Source organism: Bacteroides sp. D22 (assembly GCF_000163675.1).
GTDB lineage: Bacteria > Bacteroidota > Bacteroidia > Bacteroidales > Bacteroidaceae > Bacteroides > Bacteroides xylanisolvens.
In genome coordinates, this window is the sequence record NZ_GG774813.1 from 117240 (window position 1) to 136655 (window position 19416).

The window sequence follows — 19416 nt, forward strand, 5'->3', positions numbered from 1 at the left end:
TGCTGATCTGAAAAAGGGTATATTCTATTCTTTCTGTTTTTAATATATCAGTCACTTGTTTGTGGTGAAGGAAAAAACGCTCTGCATTTTGGATGAAAGAATGTAGGATTGTTTGTTATCCTGGATAATTCCTGTCTAAAAATAAATAATTCCTCTGTATTGCTATCTATATGCTTACTGTTTGCCCGTATGTAGTTTGTTTTATCATTCTTTTTTGGTGCGTATATGATGATGAACTAGCCTATAAACAGGCTTTTCCGAGGGCTTTTATAACTTGGTCGGTGAGTATGGAAGGCTTTCTCGGTGAGGAAGGATGTGTTCCTCACCGAGGAATGGCTTATTGCTCACCGAGGAAAATCATTTATTTCTTTAAAGAAAACGCATATCATCTGAAAATATATGCTGTATTGTGGTGGTAATATGCATATATATGTGGTAATATGGATGCTTTTAATTCCGGATTACCATCTTCAATAGTTTTGTTTTCTTTCTTAATCTGAAAAATAGAACATTTCTCTTGTTTGTTTGGAGGAATTGAAAGGGAGACAGCTTACTATAAAAGGCTATAAATCCGTAAAGTTTGGGATTGTTTTTTATGTTTATGGATTTAAATAGTTACCTTTGCTAAAAATAGAATATCATGTCCAAATACGTCAATCCTTTTACTGATATAGGATTTAAAATTATTTTTGGTCAACCGGCCAGTAAGAATTTGCTCATCACTTTGTTGAACGAATTACTTGCAGGTGAACATCATATTACAGAACTTACTTTTCTGGATAAGGAAGATCATGCAGACAATGTGAGTGATAAAGGTATCATTTATGATCTTTATTGCCGTACAGCAAGTGGTGAGTATATTATCGTGGAGATGCAGAATCGTTGGCACAGTAATTTTTTAGATCGTACACTTTATTATGTTTGTCGTGCTGTGAGTCGGCAGATAGAATCTCCTTCTTCAAAAGAAGTCCCTGTCCCTGAAGATCCGATGACTGCAAGAGAACCACTTGTCTCTTATGGAAAGCAGTATAGACTACCTACTATATATGGAATTTTCCTGATGAATTTCAAAGAGGAAAATTTAGAGGCTAAATTCCGTACGGATACGGTTCTTTCCGACCGTGATACAGGGAAGATTGTTAATCCGCATCTCCGGCAGATTTATTTGCAATTTCCTTATTTTACAAAGGATTTGTCGGACTGCCATACATTATATGATAAATTAATTTATGCACTGAAGAATATGAGCAATTGGAATAGAATGCCGGATGCTTTGAAAGAACAAGTGTTTGAACATCTGGCGAGATTGGCAGCAGTTGCCGATCTTTCGGAAGAAAACCGTATCGCTTATGATAAGGCATTAGATCGGTATAGGGTCAACCAAATTGTAGAGGAGGATGAACGGCGTAAAAACGAAGAGATGCGGAGAAAAGCGGCTGAAGAAGGGTTAAAGGAAGGGATGAAGGCCGGGTTGGAAAAAGGAGTGAAAAAAGGAAGGCTAGAGGGAATAAAAGAGGGAATAAAAGAGGGAATAAAAGAGGGAATAAAAGAAGGGATGAAGGAAGGGTTGGAGAAAGGAGAGCAAAAGAAGCAAATTGAAATTGCTCGGAAGATGAGAGAGGACGGAATATCCATTGATATAATTATCAAATATACGGGTCTTCAATCTTCTGATATAGAAAATCTATAATATATCTTCATAGGAAAATTGTTGTAGTTATATTAGGATAAAATATAAAGTAGGCGGGAATATTCAGGAATGGATACTTCCGCTTTCTTTTTTTGATTCGTAAGATGTTCAACAATGTCTATGATGGTTAGATATATCGATGAAATGGATGATTTTAGACAAAATTGGAAAAATAGTAGCTAAAATAGAACATGCATATTCAGTAACCACGTCTATATTTGCGTATGGATTTCAGCAAAAAATCTGGAATAAGCTTTTTAATCTTTAAATTTAATAATTTATAAAAATGACTTCTATGAAGAACCTATCAAAAGTTTTTCTGCTATGTTTCATCACATTGTTTGCGTTTGCAGCGCAATCTATGGGACAAGGAAAAAACATTACCGGTCAGGTAGTGGATGCTCTAAATGAAAGTATGCCTGGTGTCAATGTACAAGTAAAAGGTACTACTAATGGGACAATTACCAACATTGATGGAAAATTCTCCATTTCCGTTCCAAACTCAAAATCAGTGTTGGTCTTTACTTTTATCGGTTATTCCAAACAAGAAATAGTGGTTGGAAATCAGACTAAAATTAACGTTCAATTAAAAGAGGATGCACAAAATTTGGATGAAGTAGTTGTTGTTGGTTATGGAACGGCTAAAAAGAGCGATTTAACAGGCGCTACAGCCAGTCTTCGTCCTGATGCGAATGATGCTTCAAAAGCTGTATCTATTGACGGGCTATTGCAAGGTAAGATTGCAGGTTTAAATGTAACAGCTTCAATGTCTACTCCGGGTGCTGCTTCTTCTGTCACTATTCGTGGTGCTAACTCATTACGTGGAGATAATCAGCCGTTATATGTGATTGATAATGTGCCGCAAGCATCTACTGGTGAGTTTGCCGAGTCTGCTGTGGGAGGTGGTGACTTCCAAATAGCTCAAGATCCGTTGAGTGCAATAAATCCTAATGATATTGAGGATATTACCGTCTTGAAAGATGCTTCTGCTACTGCGATTTATGGTTCTCGTGGTGCCAATGGCGTAATTCTTATTACAACTAAAAAGGGAAAGGCCGGAAAGGCAAAAGTAAATGTCACAGCGAACTTTACGATAGCTAATGCACGTAACTTGCACGATATGTTAAATTTGGAAGAGTATGCCGATTACACTAATTCTAAATTAGACCAACCGCGATATTATCTGCAACCTAATGGTGAAATGCGTTACGTATTTAGTGGTAATGAATCCGCTTATCAGGCAGATCCGAATAATCCGGAATTATATAAGGTTATTACCTATCGCAACTGGCAAAAAGAAGCATATACATCAGCTTTCTCACAGGTCTACTCGGCTTCTGTCAGTGGAGGAACTGCCGGTATGAAATATTATATCTCCGGTAACTTTAAGGATATTAATGGTATCGTAGAAAATACAGGAATAAAACAGGGTGACTTGCGTGCTAATTTAACTGCTGAATTATCTAAAAAAGTAACTTTAAATTTGATATTGAGCGGTTCATTAAAGCAGAATGATATGATGACGGGCGGTAATACAACCGGAGGCGTTGCCGGATCTTTGGCTCGTACGGTTCTTGATACAGCTCCTTATATTGTTCCTGATGATGATCCGGGTGCTTTGGAATCAAAAATGAATGTATTTAGTTGGGTAAATGATTATGATGATATTACTAATAATAAGACATTTAATGGAAGCTTGAATCTGAATTGGAACATTAATAAATATTTCTCGTATAGTCTGCGTGCAGGGGGGAATATAATTGTCAATGACCGTAAACGTTGGTATGGGATTCAGTTACCTCCGGGAGAAAATGTGAAGGGTTTACTGGCAATCAGTAATGTCAATAAGTCTAATTATACAGTGGAAAACCTGTTAAACTTTAATATGGACTTGACTAAGGATTTTCGTCTGTCGGCAACAGCGGGTATCACTTATGATGAATATCATTTTCTGACAGAGAATGTTTCAGGCAATACTTTTTCTATCTATGACTTACGTACTAAAGGATTGTCTAATGCAGGAAAAGTGGATGTAAAACAGCCTATACAAAAAGATTATCAATTACTTTCATATTTAGGACGTGTTAATTTATCTGCTTATGATAAGTACTTGTTGACGGCTTCATTGCGTGCTGACGGATCCAGTAAATTTAAAAAGGGTAATCGTTGGGCATATTTCCCGTCTTTCTCATTAGCATGGCGTATGGAACAGGAAGCTTATATGAAGAGCATTGATTGGCTAAGTCAGTTGAAGGTACGTGTTGGTTATGGTGAGACAGGTAATCAGGGTATTGATCCATATCAGTCTCTATCTATTTATGAAAATAAGGTGGACTATGCTGATGGAGATGGGAATAAACTGACGTCTATGCAAATCAAAAGTCTGCAAAATGAGGGTTTGAAGTGGGAACGTACTTCTTCGTGGAATGTTGGTCTTGACTTTGGTTTCTTTAATGGTCGCCTGAATGGTGCATTTGATTATTACCGTAAAAACACAAAAGATTTGTTGGTTGAGCGTGCTCTGCCATATTCCAGTGGATTTGCAACAGTGATGATAAATGAAGGCTCGTTGTTGAATAAAGGTTTTGAGTTTAGTTTAAATGCTGATATTATTCGCAGTAACGGGTGGAAGTGGAATGTAGGCGGAAATATTGGTTTCAACAAGACTACGATTGAGAATTTAGGTTTGGAAGTTTCTGATATAGGTTCCTTGAAAGGAGTACGTGGTTATTTAGGTAAGACGATTGGCGATCATTTTGGACCTGCAAATGTTTTTATTGAGGGTGAGGCTCCGGGACTATTTTTCGGTTATAAGACACAGGGAATTATTCAGGAAGAAGATGTTGTTGATGGCAAAGTAGGATATATCTCATCAGATGGTTCTACCAAATATTACACTTCATCTGTTGGAAATGATATGGCAGCTGGTAATATTAAATGTGTGGATGTGAATGAAGATGGTATAGTAGATCCTAATGACATGGTTGTGATAGGTGATCCGAATCCTGATTTCACCTATGGTTTCCAGACACGTTTGGAATGGAAGAATATATCTCTTTCTGCTTCTTTTACAGGTGTTTATGGTAATGATATTCTGAATACAAATATCCGTTACGAACAGACTCCTTCCAGGCAGGCCGGAAACTTGAGAAAAGATGCTTATTATAATGCCTGGACTCCGGAGAATCGTTCTAATTTATATCCGTCGTCTACTTCAAATGTAAAAGGTGTTGTTTATGATCGTTATGTAGAAGATGGAAGTTATTTGCGTTGTTCAGATATTACGCTGAATTATATTTTGCCTAAAGCGTGGATGACTAAGATTGGGTTCCAGAATACCAGTATTTTTGCTTCAGTAAAGAATGCATTTGTTATAACCAATTATAGTGGATATGATCCGGAGGTAAATAGCTTTGCATTTGATGGCCTGCGTCGGGGTATTGATATGAATGCTTTTCCAAATATGCGTTCTTTTGTGTTTGGCTTGAATGTAACCTTTTAATTTACAATAAATGATTATGAAAATGAAGAAATTTACCTATATATTTTTATTAGCAAGCTGCTTATTATTGGCTTCTTGTGAATCGTGGTTAGATGAAGACCCGCAATATACTTTGAATACACAAATTCAGTTTTCTACTTCTGAAAAGGCACGTGCAGCATTATATGGATGCTATGGTTATTTTGCATTGACTAGTGGAGGATATGGTCAGCATTGGCAAGAAATTCCGGTACGATATAGTGGTTTCGGATGGGCACAGACTAATGGGGGTACAAATGATATGTGTGGATGGCTGCAATGTGACTATACAGATGATCTGTTGACAAATGCATGGTATGTAATGTATAAAGTAATTAATGAAACGAATGCATTTATAGCCAACGTAGAAAGTACTTCTTTGGAGGATAAAGACGAAATGGCTGCAGAGGCTCATTTCTTGCGTGCCTTGTCTTATTATAACCTTGCAATATGTTGGGGAGATGTACCCTTGAAGACAACTCCTTCTTCTCATGACGGCGTAGCTGTACCTCGTTCCTCGCGTTTAGAGGTGTTGGATGTTGTACGAAGTGACTTGGAATTTGCTTCAAAATATTTGCCGGAAACGAATTCTGATGGATTTCCAACGAAATGGACTGCAGAAGCATATTTAGGTAAGTTGTATCATACTTTAGGTTGTTTGGGTGATGCTACAGCTTGGGAAAAAGCAAAGACCTATTTTGAAGGAGTGAAAGGTAAATATGATTTGGAATCGAAATTTTCTAATTTATTTGTTGATAAGATTAAAGGTTCTAAAGAATCTATATTTCAACTGGGATTTCAGGTGAATGGTGAGTTGTCTTCTTTTAATAGGGGATCTTGGGTTTTTAATCCTGCTGCATCATCTTATGGTAAAAGTTTCCATAGAGTGAAGTGTACGAAAGCTTTTTATGATTTCTTTGCGGGAACCTATTGGGGAGATCCTCGTATTGAGACTACATTTATGGCAAAATGGAGAAAATGTACAAACAATATCGGACCTGTAGCTCAAGTAGAGCCTGTGCCGTCTGCCCGTGACTCTACCTATGAATATCCTTATTTCACTTATGATAGCGGTATAAAACCTGCCGGTTGGAAAAATAACAAGTTGTTAGTTGGTAGAATTCCTTATGAGTTATTGACTAATAAAGAGAATCCGAGCGCGGATGAAATTTTGGCTATCACGAATGATGAAACCAAATTTGATGAGAAATATCGTAAAGGATTGAAAGATTTTTTGAATGTATGTACTGCGGCGGGTAGGACAGGAGAAAGAGCGGCATGGCCTCATTTTGCAAAAGCTTTTGATATGAATATGGCAGGTATTGCCAGTCATAAAAATCTAATTTTATATCGTTATGCAGATTTATTATTGATGTTGGCTGATGTCTATAATGAATTGGATAGAAAAGACGATGCAATTAATACAGTAGATCTCGTGTTGGCGCGTGCACGTAAGTCGGGAGCTAAGGTTTCGACACAACCAGCCAAATGGGAGTCAACATTAACAAAAGATCAAGTACGTGAAAAGATATTCTTTGAAAGACTTTTTGAAGGTGCCGGTGAAACTGAAATGTATCAAATGATGCGCTTGCGTGGAACTGAATATTTGAAAAAAGCACTTACTGTGAATAATAATCACTCAATAACTAAAAAGTGGCAGGAGAATAATCCCAATGCAACGGGAGTCTGGGGTGAACGTATTTACAATAATGGAAATTTGAATGATGAGACTTTCTTGAAAAAGAATTTGTTGTTCCCTATTCCGCGTGATGAAATGAATACTAATATAGCTATTACAAAAAATAACTTCGGCTATTAAAAATAGTAGTTATAACAAGTTGTTTTTTCCCGAATGCAGAGGAGGAGTGTTTCTGCTTTTCATTCGGGTTTTCTTTATATAAATAGAAATCATTGTATATATTTTCTTGGATTTGCTGGATTGGAAATGAGTTGTAAATAGTGTTTTTGCCATTTTTCCTTCTGAAACAGACAAAAATGGAGAATATTGGAAATTAATTGGTTATTTGTGAACATGGATTTTGTTGACAGGTCTCTACCTTTGTCACTACAATCTAATATAAAGTTGTTTTATGGAAAAACTGCAATCAAACTTATTCTTTCCTTTAGCAGGAATAGCTGCCGTAGCTTCCCTTGCTTCCTGCTCAAACAAGCAAAGGCCTGCGGAGCAACTCCCTTTGAATATCGTCTACATTATGACAGACGACCACACAGCTCAAATGATGAGCTGTTACGACACACGCTACATGGAAACCCCCAACCTCGACCGCATTGCTGCTGACGGTGTACGTTTTACTCAAAGCTTTGTTGCCAATTCTTTAAGCGGCCCCAGCCGTGCCTGCATGATAACGGGCAAACATAGTTGTGCCAATAAATTCTATGATAATACCACTTGCGTATTCGACAGTTCGCAACAAACTTTTCCGAAACTGTTGCAGAAAATCGGTTATCAGACAGCATTGGTGGGTAAATGGCATCTTGAAAGCTTGCCTTCCGGCTTTGATTACTGGCAGATTGTTCCCGGACAAGGAGACTACTACAACCCGGATTTCATCACACAAAACAATGACACTATTCAAAAACATGGATACATCACGAATCTTATTACCGATGACGCCATTGACTGGATAGAAAACAAACGCAATCCGGAAAAACCTTTCTGCCTTTTGATTCACCACAAGGCAATTCACCGTAATTGGTTGGCGGATACTTGCAATCTGGCTTTGTACGAAGATAAAACCTTTCCGCTACCGGATAATTTCTTTGACGATTATGAAGGACGTCCCGCCGCTGCCGCGCAAGAGATGAGCATTGTGAAGGACATGGACATGATTTATGACCTCAAAATGCTTCGTCCTGATAAAAACACCCGTCTGAAATCCTTATATGAGAAGTATATCGGACGTATGGACGAAGGTCAACGTGCTGCATGGGACAAATTCTACACGCCGATTATAGATGATTTCTACAGGCAGAACCTGCAAGGCAAGGAACTTGCCAATTGGAAATTCCAGCGTTACATGCGTGACTATATGAAGACCGTAAAATCACTGGACGACAATGTTGGTCGTGTACTCGACTATCTGAAAGAGAAAGGCTTGCTGGATAACACACTTGTCGTCTATACTTCCGACCAAGGATTCTACATGGGCGAACACGGTTGGTTTGATAAACGCTTCATGTACGAAGAATCCATGCGTACACCGCTTATCATGCGTCTGCCGAAAGGATTCGACCGCAGGGGTGATATCACAGAAATGGTACAGAATATAGACTATGCACCCACCTTCCTCGAATTGGCAGGAGCAGAGATTCCTTCTGATATCCAAGGTGTATCCCTCGTTCCTTTACTGAAAGACGAACATCCGAAAGACTGGCGGAAAGCTCTCTACTATCATTTCTACGAATATCCTGCCGAACACATGGTAAAACGCCATTACGGGGTACGTACAGACCGCTATAAATTGATTCATTTCTATAATGATATCAACTGGTGGGAACTCTACGACTTGCAGGCAGACCCGTCGGAAATGCACAACCTCTACGGACAACCAGAATACGAACCGGTAGTGAAAGAACTGAAAGAAGAAATGCTGAAACTTCAGGAGCAATACAATGACCCTGTCCGCTTCTCACCGGAAAGAGACAAGGAATAACAGCAACGTATATACACCATGAAAAGATACATCTTAATCATTCTCATACTGCTTTCTCCACTGACAGTGTTCTTGCAGGCTGATAACTTAACATCCCCTTTAATTTCAATAGTACCACGCCCGACACAGATTGTGCCGGGTAGTGGTAACTTCACCTTTTCTGCAAAAACGGCATTTGCGGTAGAAAATCAGGGGCAAGCTGCGATTGCCCGCAATTTTATCGACTTGTTTACCCGTGCTGCCGGAATAACTCCGGCTTTGAATGTCGGCAGCAAAGAAGGACAAGTCCGTTTCGTGACGGATTCTTCTTTTAAACCCGAAGCATATCTGTTGGAGATTACACCGCAACAGATACTCATTAAAGCTTCGGATACAAAGGGTTTCTTCTATGCCCTGCAATCTATCCGCCAACTCCTGCCTGCTGCCATAGAATCAGAGCAACCGGTACAGAATATCGCTTGGAACGTTCCCGCAATGATAGTTCGGGATGAGCCCCGTTTTGGTTTCAGAGGATTACTTTTGGACCCGGTACGTTGCTTTATTCCCAAAGAGAACGTACTGCGAATCATCGACTGTATGGCGATGTTGAAAATAAACAAACTTCATTTTCATCTGACGGACGATAACGGCTGGCGGATTGAAATAAAGAAATATCCTCGTTTGACGGAAGTAGGAGCGTGGAGAGTAGACCGTACAGATGTACCTTTTCACTCACGCCGTAACCCGAAGCGTGGAGAGCTTACTCCGATAGGTGGTTTCTATACACAGGAGGAGATTCGGGAAATTGTAGCTTATGCTGCCGACAGACAAATAGAAGTCATTCCGGAAATAGATGTACCGGCACACAGTAACGCTGCTTTGGCTGCTTATCCCCAGTTTGCTTGTCCGGTTGTGAAAGACTTTATCGGTGTACTTCCCGGCTTGGGAGGACGAAATTCCGAGATTATCTACTGTGCGGGAAATGATAGCGTATTTACATTCTTGCAGGATGTCTTTGACGAAATTCTGGCACTTTTCCCTTCCCGCTATATTCATGTCGGAGGAGATGAAGCGCGAAAGACGAACTGGGAAAAATGTCCGCTTTGTCAGAAACGGATGAGAAAGCAGCATTTAGCCAATGAGGAAGACTTGCAAGGTTATTTCATGAAGCGTATCAGTGATTATCTGCGTAAGAAAGGACGCGAGGTGATTGGCTGGGATGAATTGACAAACAGCTCTTTTCTTCCCGAAGAGTCCATTATTCTCGGTTGGCAGGGAATGGGAACGGCTGCCCTGAAAGCTGCTGAAAAAGGACATCGTTTCATCATGACTCCGGCGCGTATCATGTACCTGATTCGCTATCAGGGACCGCAATGGTTTGAACCGGTAACGTATTTTGGTAACAATACCCTAAAAGATGTTTTTGATTACGAACCTGTACAAAAAGACTGGAAACCGGAATACGAATCATTGCTAATGGGGATACAGGCCTGTATGTGGACGGAATTCTGTAATAAACCGGAAGATGTGGATTATCTTTTGTTCCCTCGTCTGGCTGCCTTGGCAGAAGTGGCTTGGACAGCTGCAGGAACGAAGGACTGGACTGGATTTTTGAAACGAATGGATGTATACAATTCGCATATTGCAGAAAAAGGAATTGTTTATGCCCGCTCAATGTATAACATACAACAGACGGTGACACCAGTGGACGGACATCTGGAAGTGAGTTTGGAATGTATCCGTCCGGATGTGGAAATTTATTATACACTGAATGGGAGTAATCCGGCAATGTCTTCTCATCGTTACGACGGACCTATCTGTGTGACGAAAACGCAAATGGTGAAAGCCGCTACCTTTATGAACGGCAAGCAAATGGGAGAAACCTTAGAGTTGCCACTCACATGGAACAAAGCTACGGCAAAACCTTTGCTTGACAATAAGAAGAACGAAATGTTATTAGTCAATGGATTGCGGGGAAGCCTGAAATATACTGATTTTGAATGGTGTAACTGGATCCGGAATGATTCTATCTCTTTCACAATAGATTTGCAGAGTCAGGAAAAACTGAATAAATTAACCATTGGTTGCATTACGAATTATGGAATGGGAGCGCACAAACCGAAAATGATTCGCGTAGAAGTTTCTGATGATAATCGTACCTACCATGCCATAGGAGAATTGAATTTTTCTCCGGAAGAAATCTATCAGGAAGGAACTTTCAGAAATGACTATTCGATAGACATGGGCGGAGTATCTGCTCGTTATGTCCGGGTGACGGCAGAAGGTGCAGGGGTATGTCCCGACGAGCATGTCCGCCCCGGTCAGGAAGCGAGAGTCTATTTTGATGAAGTGATTATAGAATAGTAATCAAGTAGTTAAAAATAGCAATTAGGTGCTTTGTAAAACAATCTTGTATAAACTAATTATGATGACATGCTTATGAACATTAGCTTTAAGAAACGAACTTCTTTAATCTTATCAGCAGTACTGGCTGCCACTACTTTCACGTTAGCGCAGCAACAACCGTTACCCGAATGGCAGAGCCAGTATGCGGTGGGACTGAACAAACTCGCTCCTCACACATACGTATGGCCTTATGCCAACGCTTCCGACATTGAAAAGCCGGGAGGGTATGAACAGTCTCCTTTTTATATGAGTCTGAACGGAAAGTGGAAATTTCATTGGGTGAAGAATCCCGATAATCGTCCGAAGGACTTTTACCAATCTTCTTATTACACAGGAGGATGGGCGGACATCAATGTGCCCGGCAACTGGGAATGTCAGGGTTATGGCACAGCTATCTATGTCAACGAAACGTATGAATTTGACGATAAAATGTTCAACTTCAAGAAGAATCCGCCACTGGTACCGCATGCGGAAAATGAAGTCGGCTCATACCGCCGTACCTTCAAAGTGCCTGCCGACTGGAAAGGACGCCGGGTAGTACTTTGTTGTGAAGGGGTCATCTCTTTCTATTATGTATGGGTGAATGGAAAATTGCTTGGATACAATCAGGGATCAAAGACAGCTGCCGAATGGGATATTACTGATGTCCTCAATGAAGGCGAAAATGTGGTTGCTTTGGAAGTGTACCGATGGAGTGCGGGTGCTTATCTGGAATGTCAGGATATGTGGCGTTTGAGTGGTATCGAACGTGATGTGTATCTTTACAGCACCCCTAAACAGTACATTGCCGACTACAAACTGAATGCATCTTTGGACAAAGAGAAATACAAAGATGGAATTTTCGGACTTGAAGTGACCGTAGAGGGACCTTCTATTACACCTGGAGCCACTTCTATTGCTTACACCCTGAAAGACGCCGAAGGCAAAGCTGTCCTGCAGGATGCCATCCGGATAAAATCCCGTGGATTGAGCAATCTTATCACGTTTGATGAAAAGAATCTACCTGATGTAAAGGCTTGGAGTGCAGAGCATCCTCATCTTTACACATTGATACTCGAACTGAAAGATGAACAAGGCAAGGTCACCGAACTGACGGGTTGCGAAGTCGGCTTCCGTACATCGGAAATCAAAGACGGACGTTTCTGCATCAACGGTGTTCCGGTATTGGTGAAAGGAACCAACCGCCACGAACACTCCCAGCTGGGACGTACCGTGAGCAAGGAACTGATGGAACTGGACATCAAACTGATGAAACAGCACAATATCAACATGGTGCGTAACTCGCATTATCCGACTCACCCTTACTGGTATCAGCTTTGCGACCGCTACGGATTATACATGATTGATGAGGCAAATATCGAATCCCACGGCATGGGATATGGGGCTGCTTCTCTTGCCAAAGACACTACCTGGCTGACCGCGCACATGGACCGCACCCACCGGATGTACGAACGTTCCAAGAATCATCCCGCTATCGTTATCTGGTCGTTGGGAAATGAAGCCGGCAACGGAATCAACTTCGAGCGTACCTACGACTGGCTGAAATCGGTAGAAAACACTCGTCCTGTGCAATACGAACGTGCCGAATTGAACTATAATACGGATATTTACTGCCGTATGTACCGCAGTGTGGACGACATCAAAGCATATCTTGTGAAGAAAGACATCTACCGTCCTTTTATTCTTTGTGAATACCTGCACGCGATGGGCAACAGTTGCGGCGGACTGAAAGAATACTGGGATGTATTTGAAAACAATCCGATGGCACAAGGTGGCTGCGTTTGGGACTGGGTGGACCAGTCATTCCGCGAAATAGATAAAAACGGTAAATGGTATTGGACGTATGGCGGTGATTACGGGCCGGAAGGAATTCCAAGTTTCGGTAACTTCTGCTGTAACGGTTTGGTAGGCGCCAATCGTGAACCGCATCCGCATTTGCTTGAGGTAAAGAAAGTATATCAGAATATAAAAGCGACTTTGGCAGATCAAAAGAATCTGACTATTCGTGTCAAGAACTGGTATGACTTCTCTAATCTGAATGAGTATGTACTGAACTGGAATGTGACGGCAGACAATGGCAAGATCTTGGCAGAAGGTACGAAAACGATTGATTGTGCACCGCACGCTACCGTAGATGTAGCTTTAGGCGCTGTCAAACTTCCGAATACAATTCGTGAGGCTTATCTGAATATCAGCTGGATGCGTCGTGAAGCATCTTCAATGATCGATAAGGACTGGGAAGTGGCATACGATCAGTTCGTGTTTGCCGGTAATAAGAATTACACAGGCTACCGTCCGCAAAAAGCAGGTGAAACGACTTTCACTGTTGACAAGCAAACAGGGGCGCTGACTTCATTGAACCTGAATGGCAAAGAATTATTAGCTGCTCCGCTGACATTGAGCCTTTTCCGCCCGGCAACGGATAATGACAACCGGGATAAGAACGGTGCACGCCTGTGGCGTAATGCAGGATTGGATAATCTGACCCAAAAGGTCGTTTCACTGAAAGAGGGCAAGACTTCGACCACTGCCCGGGTGGAAATTCTAAATGCGAAAGCGCAAAAGATAGGAACTGCCGACTTTGTTTATTCATTGGATAAAAACGGTGCGCTGAAAGTTCTTACTACTTTCCAGCCCGACACGACCATCGTGAAATCAATGGCACGCCTGGGACTGACATTCCGTGTATCGAACACCTACGATCAGGTTTCTTACCTCGGACGTGGAGAGAATGAAACATACATTGACCGCAATCAGTCCGGCAAAATCGGTGTATATCAGACCACACCGGAACGGATGTTTCATTATTATGTTGCTCCGCAATCTACGGGCAACCGCACCGATGTACGTTGGGCGAAGTTGGCAAATACTTCCGGCGAAGGCCTCTTTGTAGAATCAAATCGTGCTTTCCAGTTTAGTATGATTCCTTTCTCGGATGTATTATTAGAGAAGGCCCGCCATATCAATGAACTGGAACGTGATGGATTGCTGACAGTGCATCTGGATGCCGAACAGGCAGGCGTGGGAACGGCTACTTGTGGTCCCGGAGTGTTACCGCAATACTTGGTTACATTAAAGAAACAGAGTTTTGAATTTACCCTTTATCCGGTGAAATAGATACTAAATTAATAGGTCATTTAGATTATATATAAAGGTGGGGGTTACACTGATTGAATGGAATATCGTAAGAAAGTATTCCAAGAGAATCGTGAAATCCGTACCTTTATTTTATTTTTGTAAAACTGCAATAATTTATAGGCTATGAATAAACTACTACTCTCTCTCTTATTGTCTTCTACCCTCATCGGTGGAGTGCAGGCACAGAAAAAAGAAAACTACTACGTGAAGCATGTTGAATTTCCTCAAGATGCAACGCTCGAACAGAAAGTCGATATGGCAGCGCGGTTGGTACCCACTCCGCAACAATATGCCTGGCAACAAATGGAACTGACCGCTTTCCTTCATTTTGGCATCAACACTTTTACCGGACGTGAATGGGGAGACGGAAAAGAAGACCCTGCACTCTTTAATCCTTCAGAACTCGATGCTGGACAATGGGTGAAGAGTTTGAAAAATGCAGGTTTCAAAATGGTTATTCTGACCGCAAAGCATCACGACGGTTTCTGCCTGTGGCCTACAGCTACAACGAAACATTCTGTAGCCTCTTCTCCTTGGAAGAACGGACAGGGGGATGTCGTAAAAGAACTTCGGAAAGCCTGCGATAAATATGATATGAAGTTCGGCGTCTATCTTTCTCCGTGGGATCGGAATGCGGAATGTTATGGAGACTCTCCCCGTTACAATGAATTTTTTGTCCGTCAATTGACAGAATTGCTCACCAATTATGGTGAAGTGCACGAGGTATGGTTCGACGGAGCGAATGGGGAAGGCCCGAACGGAAAAAAACAAGTGTATGACTGGGACGCTTTCTATAAAACCATCCAACGCCTTCAACCGAAAGCAGTAATGGCGATTATGGGAGACGATGTCCGTTGGGTAGGAAATGAAAGAGGGCTGGGACGCGAAACGGAATGGACTGCAACTGTGCTTACTCCCGGTATATACACCCGTTCGCAAGAGAATAACAAACGCTTGGGTGTTTTCGGTAAAGCAGAGGATTTGGGAAGTCGTAAGATATTGGAGAAAGCTACGGAATTATTCTGGTATCCTTCTGAAGTGGATGTATCTATCCGTCCGGGATGGTTCTATCATGCGGAGGAAGATGGTAAAGTGAAGTCTTTGAAACATTTATCGGATATTTATTTCCAGTCGGTAGGATATAACTCCGTGCTTTTATTGAATATACCGCCCGACCGCAAAGGCTTGATTAATGAAGCGGACGTGAATCGTCTGGAGGAATTTGCAGCTTACCGTGAACAGATATTTGCCGATAACCGGGTGAAGAAAGGGAGAAACTACTGGAATGCCATTTCGGGCAGTGAAGCCGTTTATTCTTTGGAACCGGGTTCGGAAATTAACTTAGTGATGCTTCAGGAAGATATCACAAAAGGACAGAGAGTGGAGTCTTTCGTTGTAGAGGCTTTGACTGATAACGGTTGGAAAGAAGTAGGCAAGGGTACGACAATCGGATATAAACGTATGCTGCGTTTCCCGGTCGTGAAAGCCAGTCAGTTACGGGTGAAGATTGACGAATGTCGTCTGACTGCTCATATTAACCAAGTGGCCGCTTATTATGCAGCTCCTTTGCAGGAAGTGGTTCAGGGTGAAGATTGGAATAATCTGCCTCGTGCCGGCTGGAAACAAGTCGCTGATTCTCCATTGACGATTGACTTGGGCAAATCGGTGACATTAGCCAGCTTTACTTATGCCCCTTCGAAAGCGGAAGCGAAACCGACGATGGCTTTCCGTTATAAATTCTTTGTGAGCATGGACGGAAAGCACTGGAAAGAAGTTCCTGCCAATGGTGAGTTCAGTAATATCATGCACAACCCGCTGCCGCAAACGGTCACTTTCGGCCAGAAAGTACAGGCGTGTTATATTAAGTTGGAGGCTACTACACCTACCGCAACAACCGCGAAAGTAGGAATGGATGAAATAGGAGTGATAACAACTCCCTGATGGGATTGTTATCGCTGAAAGATATGCTTAGAGAATAGCAGTGAAGACTGGCAGTCCCGATTTCTTGTGAATCGGACGCCAGTCTTTTTTTCTAAACCAAATGAATCTTTTGCTGTTATTAATAAAAAAGGATAGAAGTTATGCTTGTACTAGATTTAGGAAAATGGATGAACAAAATCCTGATAGATTGGGGAATAGACCCGACAGTTGCCGACCGTTTTGATGAGACTATTATTGCTGTGCTGATGATAGCAATTGCTATCGGTCTGAATTATCTCTGCCAGGCGATTCTTATAGGAGGAATGAAGCGGTACACCCGTCGGAAACCGCACCTTTGGAATACGTTGCTGATGAAGCGCAAAGTGTTTCACAACCTGATTCATACGGTTCCGGCTTTTCTGGTTTATTCTTTACTGCCAATGGCTTTTATTCGTGGCAAGGACTTATTGCTTATTTCCCAGAAAGCTTGTGCCGTTTACATAATCTTTTCTTTGCTGTTGGCCATTAATGGGATTCTATTGATGATAATGGATATCTACGACGGGAAGGAGTCAATGAAGAACCGTCCGATGAAAGGATTCATTCAGGTGTTGCAGGTGCTTCTGTTCTTTGTCGGTGGAATCATTATCATTGCCATTATTGTGAATAAGTCCCCAGCCAGTTTGTTTGCGGGATTAGGGGCTTCGGCCGCCATACTGATGCTGGTATTCAAGGATTCCATACTAGGATTTGTGGCGGGGATCCAGCTTTCCGCCAATGATATGGTTCGTCCGGGCGACTGGATAACGCTTCCTTCCGGTGCTGCCAATGGCACAGTGCAGGAGATTACTCTGAATACAGTCAAGATTCAGAATTTCGATAATACGATTTCTACCGTTCCCCCTTATACCTTGGTCAGCAGCCCTTTCCAGAACTGGCGGGGAATGGTGCAATCAGGAGGACGAAGGGTAATGAAGAATATAACCCTGGATTTGACTACGCTCCAATTCTGTACGCCCGAAATGCTCGACCGTTATCGGAAGGAAATCCCTTTGATGGCGGATTATCAGCCTGAAGAAGGTGTAGTACCTACCAATTCCCAGGTTTATCGTGTATATATCGAGCGTTATTTGTGCAGCTTGCCTGTGGTGAATCAAGATTTGGACTTGATTATCAGCCAGAAAGAAGCCACGATGTATGGAGTACCTATTCAAGTTTACTTCTTCTCCCGAAACAAAGTTTGGAAAGAATACGAACGTATCCAGTCGGACATCTTCGACCATTTGCTGGCAATGGTTCCCAAGTTTGACTTGAAGGTTTATCAGTATTCGGATTAATATAACAAAATTCGTTTTATAATGTCCGGAATCGTTTGTATTTATGCCTGTTTTCACGTATCTTCGTCTAGTGATTCATAAAAAGCCGATAAAAAGATGAAATATCCTATTGGAATACAGAGCTTTGACCGCCTTCGTGAAGACGGTTTTGTTTATGTAGACAAGACTGCCTTAGTTTACAACCTTGTGCAAACGGGTTCAATCTATTTCTTGAGTCGTCCCCGTCGTTTTGGGAAGAGTCTGTTGGTGAGTACACTTGCCTGTTATTTTCAGGGGCGGAAAGAACTTTTCGACGGACTGGCAATTGCTGACCTTGAAAAAGACTGGTTGCAATATCCTATTTTCCGCATTGACTTTAACGGTGGGCCATACACCCAACCGGGAGTGCTCGAAGCAACTATCGAAGGGTATTTAGGCAATTGGGAAGACATCTATGGCAAAAATCTGAACTATACTACCACAGGTGACCGCTTCAAGGAACTGCTCCGCCGTGCTTATGAACGGACAGGGCAGCGTGCGGTAGTACTGATTGATGAATATGACAAACCAATTCTCGATGTGTTGGATACCGGAACTTACACCTGCAACCATGTAGGAGAGAAACTTTTGCTTGAAGACCATCACAGGGAAATTCTGAAATCTTTTTATTCCACCTTCAAAGGAGCTGACGAATACTTGAAATTCGTACTGTTGACGGGAGTTACGAAATTTTCGCAAGTAAGTGTGTTCAGTGGCTTCAACCAACCAAAAGACATTAGTATGGATGAACGCTACGAATCACTATGCGGAATCACTCAGGAAGAATTGGAGAAATACTTCGCAGAACCCATCTCGCGATTGGCAACTAAATACGAATGTACGGTGGAGGAAATGAAGGACTGGTTGAAACGGCAGTACGATGGCTATCATTTTAGTACGAACATGGCCGCCATCTATAATCCGTTTAGCATACTTAATGCCTTTGATATGAATGAAATCCGTGACTACTGGTTCGCCACCGGTACCCCGACTTATTTGATACGTCTGCTACAACACAGTCGCGAACAGATGAATGAACTAACAGGAAAATTCTACGACCCAACTATGTTTATAGACTACAAAGCGGATGTGGAACAGCCCCTACCAATGATTTTTCAAAGCGGATACCTCACAATCAAGGAATATAATAAAAAAATGGGAACCTATCTGCTCGATTTCCCAAACAACGAAGTACGGAAGGGATTCTTGTCTGTATTAGCAGCCAATTATATGAAGCCGAAGAGTAAAGAAGTGACGAGTTGGATAACAGATGCCGTGATGGACCTTGAACGCGGTGATACAGATGCGTTCCGCCGTTCCCTCACCTCTTTTTTGGCAAGTATTCCCTATGACTCCCACGGCTCGTTGAAAGATATAGATATAACAGAAAAGCATTTTCAATACACTTTTTATCTATTGCTTCGACTGATAGGCGTATATTGCACCGCCATCCATTGCGAGGACCGCCAAAGCTACGGACGGGTGGATTGTACGCTGGAGATGGAGGATTACGTCTATATCTTTGAATTCAAAATGGATGGAACAGCACAGGAAGCTCTGGAACAAATAGAGAAGACTGGCTACGCCAAGCCTTATCTGGCAGACAAACGAAAAGTGATTTGCATCGGAGTGAACTTCTCATCTGTCACACGGACAGTAGAAGACTGGGAAGAAGTTTCTATCGTATGAGAAATATCATAATTATTTTCCAAGATATATTTGTTGTTCATTCAT

At 41.8% G+C, this 19416-nt stretch carries 9 protein-coding genes; all 9 read left to right on the top strand.

Annotated elements, in window-relative coordinates; translation table 11 throughout:
* The first annotated feature begins 640 nt into the window (after positions 1 to 640).
* Positions 641 to 1690, top strand: a complete 1050-nt coding sequence (locus HMPREF0106_RS07570; RefSeq protein WP_009040552.1) for a PD-(D/E)XK nuclease family transposase — start codon at positions 641 to 643, stop codon at positions 1688 to 1690.
* 295 nt (positions 1691 to 1985) lie between these two features.
* Positions 1986 to 5192, top strand: a complete 3207-nt coding sequence (locus HMPREF0106_RS07565; protein WP_032851522.1) for a SusC/RagA family TonB-linked outer membrane protein — start codon at positions 1986 to 1988, stop codon at positions 5190 to 5192.
* A 22-nt stretch (positions 5193 to 5214) separates the two neighbouring features.
* Entirely contained in the window at positions 5215 to 7029 is a 1815-nt protein-coding gene (locus HMPREF0106_RS07560) for a RagB/SusD family nutrient uptake outer membrane protein (protein ID WP_008026069.1), read from the top strand.
* Between the two features lie 271 nt (positions 7030 to 7300).
* A complete protein-coding gene (locus tag HMPREF0106_RS07555) occupies positions 7301 to 8884 on the top strand; it encodes a sulfatase (RefSeq protein ID WP_009040554.1) in 1584 nt (527 codons plus the stop codon).
* A gap of 18 nt (positions 8885 to 8902) precedes the next feature.
* Positions 8903 to 11227: a glycoside hydrolase family 20 protein gene (locus HMPREF0106_RS07550; protein WP_009040555.1), complete on the top strand. Its 2325-nt coding sequence runs from the start codon at positions 8903 to 8905 to the stop codon at positions 11225 to 11227.
* A gap of 69 nt (positions 11228 to 11296) precedes the next feature.
* Positions 11297 to 14386, top strand: a complete 3090-nt coding sequence (locus HMPREF0106_RS07545) for a glycoside hydrolase family 2 TIM barrel-domain containing protein (protein ID WP_009040556.1) — start codon at positions 11297 to 11299, stop codon at positions 14384 to 14386.
* 144 nt (positions 14387 to 14530) lie between these two features.
* The gene (locus HMPREF0106_RS07540) at positions 14531 to 16348 is read left to right on the top strand and encodes an alpha-L-fucosidase (protein ID WP_009040557.1); all 1818 of its coding nucleotides are present in this window, start codon (positions 14531 to 14533) and stop codon (positions 16346 to 16348) included.
* A 140-nt stretch (positions 16349 to 16488) separates the two neighbouring features.
* Positions 16489 to 17664 carry a mechanosensitive ion channel family protein gene (locus HMPREF0106_RS07535; RefSeq protein ID WP_008017581.1) on the top strand — a complete coding sequence of 392 codons (1176 nt, stop codon included), beginning with the start codon at positions 16489 to 16491 and terminating at the stop codon, positions 17662 to 17664.
* Between the two features lie 96 nt (positions 17665 to 17760).
* Positions 17761 to 19371: an ATP-binding protein gene (locus tag HMPREF0106_RS07530; protein WP_004316226.1), complete on the top strand. Its 1611-nt coding sequence runs from the start codon at positions 17761 to 17763 to the stop codon at positions 19369 to 19371.
* Positions 19372 to 19416 lie beyond the last annotated feature (45 nt).